The sequence below is a fragment of the Rhizobacter sp. P3_B12 genome, from assembly GCF_056402895.1.
The window spans coordinates 1-3,220 of sequence record NZ_JBFUGN010000723.1; the positions used below are offsets into that span (position 1 = coordinate 1).

The 3,220-nt window shown below is 70.3% G+C and carries 3 protein-coding genes; all 3 read left to right on the plus strand.

Annotated features, from left to right (window positions below; all coding sequences use genetic code 11):
* Positions 1-1,609, plus strand: a 1,609-nt coding sequence (gene alaS, locus AC1D01_RS26885; RefSeq protein WP_477871817.1) for an alanine--tRNA ligase, incomplete at its 5' end; no start/stop codon positions are given.
* A gap of 2 nt (positions 1,610-1,611) precedes the next feature.
* Entirely contained in the window at positions 1,612-2,034 is a 423-nt protein-coding gene (locus AC1D01_RS26890) for a GNAT family acetyltransferase (RefSeq protein ID WP_477871819.1), read from the plus strand.
* 132 nt (positions 2,035-2,166) lie between these two features.
* Positions 2,167-3,220 (plus strand): substrate-binding domain-containing protein (locus AC1D01_RS26895; RefSeq protein ID WP_477871821.1); only part of this gene is annotated, 1,054 nt, incomplete at its 3' end.

Sequence of the window (3,220 nt, forward strand, 5' to 3'; positions counted from 1 at the left end):
GGTCAGCGAGATGGGCGCGGCCTACCCGAAGCTCGYCGCCGACCAGCAGCACATCACCGACACGCTGAAGGCCGAGGAAGTGCGCTTCTTCGAGACGCTGGCCAACGGCATGGAGATCCTCGACGCGGCGCTGGCCGGCGGCCAGAAGACGCTGCCGGGCGATGTCGCCTTCAAGCTGCACGACACCTACGGCTTTCCGCTCGACCTGACGCAGGACGTCTGCCGCGAGCGCGGCGTGGAGGTCGACGAGGTCGGCTTCGGTGCGGCGATGGAGCAGCAGAAGGCGGCCGGCCGCGCGGCGGGCAAGTTCAAGATGGCGCGCGCGGTCGAGTACACCGGCGCCGGCCATGCATTCACCGGCTACGAGCACCTCGAAGAGAAGGCGGTCGTCGCTGCGCTCTATCAAGAAGGCAGCCCGGTGCAGCAGCTGCTCGAAGGCCAGACCGGCATCGTCGTGCTGAGCGTGACGCCGTTCTACGCCGAGAGCGGCGGCCAGGTCGGCGACCAGGGCTCGCTGAGTGCCGAGGGCACGCTGTTCGGCGTGCAGGACACCCAGAAGATCAAGGCCGACGTGTTCGGCCACCACGGCGTGATGAGCCAGGGCAAGCTGTCGGTGGGCGACACCGTCACCGCCCGCGTCGACGGCGACCTGCGCGCCGCCACCGTGCGCAACCACAGCGCCACCCACCTGATGCACAAGGCGCTGCGCGAGGTGCTGGGCACGCACGTGCAGCAGAAGGGCTCGCTGGTCGATGCCGAGAAGACGCGCTTCGACTTCGCGCACAACGCCCCCGTCACGCCGCAGCAGATCGCCGAGATCGAGCGCCGCGTCAATGCCGAGATCCTCGCCAACGCGGCCACCCAGGCGCGCGTGATGGACATCGAATCGGCCCAGAAGACCGGCGCGATGATGCTGTTCGGCGAGAAGTACGGCGAGACCGTGCGCGTGCTCGACATCGGCAGCAGCCGCGAGCTGTGCGGCGGCACGCACGTGCACCGCACCGGTGACATCGGCCTCTTCAAGGTGGTGGCCGAGAGCGGCGTGGCGGCCGGCGTGCGCCGCATCGAGGCGGTGACCGGCGCGAACGCGCTGACCTACCTGCAGGCGCTCGAAGGCACGGTGCACCAGCTGGCCGCGACGCTGAAGGCCGCGCCCACCGAGGTGCCGCAGCGCCTGGCGCAGGTGCTGGAGCAGGTGCGCGCGCTGGAGAAGGAGCTCGGCACCGTGAAGGGCAAGCTCGCGTCGTCGCAGGGCGATGAACTGGTCGGCCAGGCGGTCGACGTGAAGGGCCTGAAGGTGCTGGCCGCGCGCCTGGAAGGCGCCGACGCGAAGACGCTGCGCGAGACGCTGGGCAAGCTGAAGGACAAGCTGAAGACCGCGGTCATCGTGCTGGCGGCGGTCGACGGCGACAAGGTGCAGCTGGCCGCCGGCGTCACCGCCGACAGCGTCGGCAAGCTCAAGGCCGGCGAGCTGGTCAACTTCGTCGCGCAGCAGGTCGGCGGCAAGGGCGGCGGCAAGGCCGACATGGCGATGGCCGGCGGCACCGACGCGTCGCAGCTGCCGCAGGCGCTGGCCTCGGTGCAGGGCTGGGTCGCCGGCAAGCTGTAGGCATGTGGCAGGTGCGGTTGTGCCGTCGTGAAGACGAGGCGGCGCTGATCGCGCTGTGGCAGGCGTGCGGGCTGACGCGGCCGTGGAACGACCCGGCCAAGGACATCGCCCGCAAGTTCGCCGAGCAGCCCGAGCTGTTCGCCGTGGCCGAGAGCGATGGTGAACTGGTCGGCAGCGTGATGGCCGGCTACGAGGGCCACCGCGGCTGGATCAACTACCTGGCCGTCACGCCCCAGCTGCAGCGCGGCGGCCTCGGCCGCGCGCTGATGGACTGGGCCGAGCTGAAGCTGCGCGAGCGCGGCTGCCCGAAGATCAACCTGCAGATCCGCCGTGGCAACACCGCGGTGATCGCGTTCTACGAGAGCCTCGGGTTCGCGGAAGATGACGCGATGAGCATGGGCAAGCGCCTGGAGCGCGACGACTGACGGCGGCGATCGGCGGGACCGACAGGGACATTTGACCTTCGGACAGACCCTGTTGCAGCGGACCGCCGCACGACCGATAAGGAAGAGGCCGATGCGCGATGTGCGCAGGCCATCCTTGTCAGGAGGTGCGTCATGTCCCATCCGAGCCTGCCCGGCCCGGCCCGCTGCGGCCGAGGCGTTCTGAGGGCATTGGCGGCGGCCCTCGTGCTGTGCGCCGGCAGCATGGCGTGGGGCCAGTCGCCGAAACCGGGCCTGTCGCAGGGCCAGGCCGTGGCCGAGGCGAAGGCGGTGGTCGACCTCGCCATCCGCTGTGGCAGCGAGCCGCGTGTCGACGCCGGACCGCCCGCCGTGCCCGGCAAGACGATCGCGCTGGTGATCGAGGACCTGCGCAACGGCGGCGTGCTGGCCGCCTCGCTCGGCCTGCGCGAGGCGGCCGCGGTGATCGGCTGGAACGTCAAGGTCTTCGACCTCGGTGGCATCGTCGCCAAGCGCGACAAGGTGATGCAGGACGTGATGGCCTTCGGCCCCGACGGCATCGCGCTGATGGGCGGGCTCACGCTCGAAGGCTCGGCGACCAAGGGCTACGGCCCGTACGACCTGACGCCGTTCGAGCGGCGCGGCATCGTGCTCGTCAGCTGGCATGCCAACCCGTGGCCCGGCCCGATCGCCGGCACGCCGGTGCGCACCAACGTGACCAGCGATCCGCTGCTGGTGGCCCGCATGGCCGCCTCGAAGGCGATCCTGGAGTCCGGTGGCCGGGCCGGCGTCGTGATCTTCACCGACTCGAAGCTGCAGATGGCGATGACCAAGTCGAATGCGATGGCCGAGGTGATCCGCGCCTGCAAGGAGTGCCAGGTGCTCGAGATGATGGACATCGGCATGGAGGAGACCGGGGCCCGCATGGCCGGCGTCACCGCCGAGCTGCTGAAGCGCCACGGCAGGCGCTGGACGCATGCGCTGGCGCCCAACGACATCTACTTCGACCACATGGTGCCGACGCTGATCACCGCGCAGCAGGGGGCCGATGGCGTGCGGCTGATCTCCGGCGGCGACGGCAGTTCGTCGGCCTTCCTGCGCATCGCGGCGAAATCCTTCCAGACCGCGACGGCCGCCGATCCGCTGAACCAGCAGGGCTGGCAGACGATCGACGAACTGAACCGCCTGTTCGCGCGCGCGGCGACGAGCG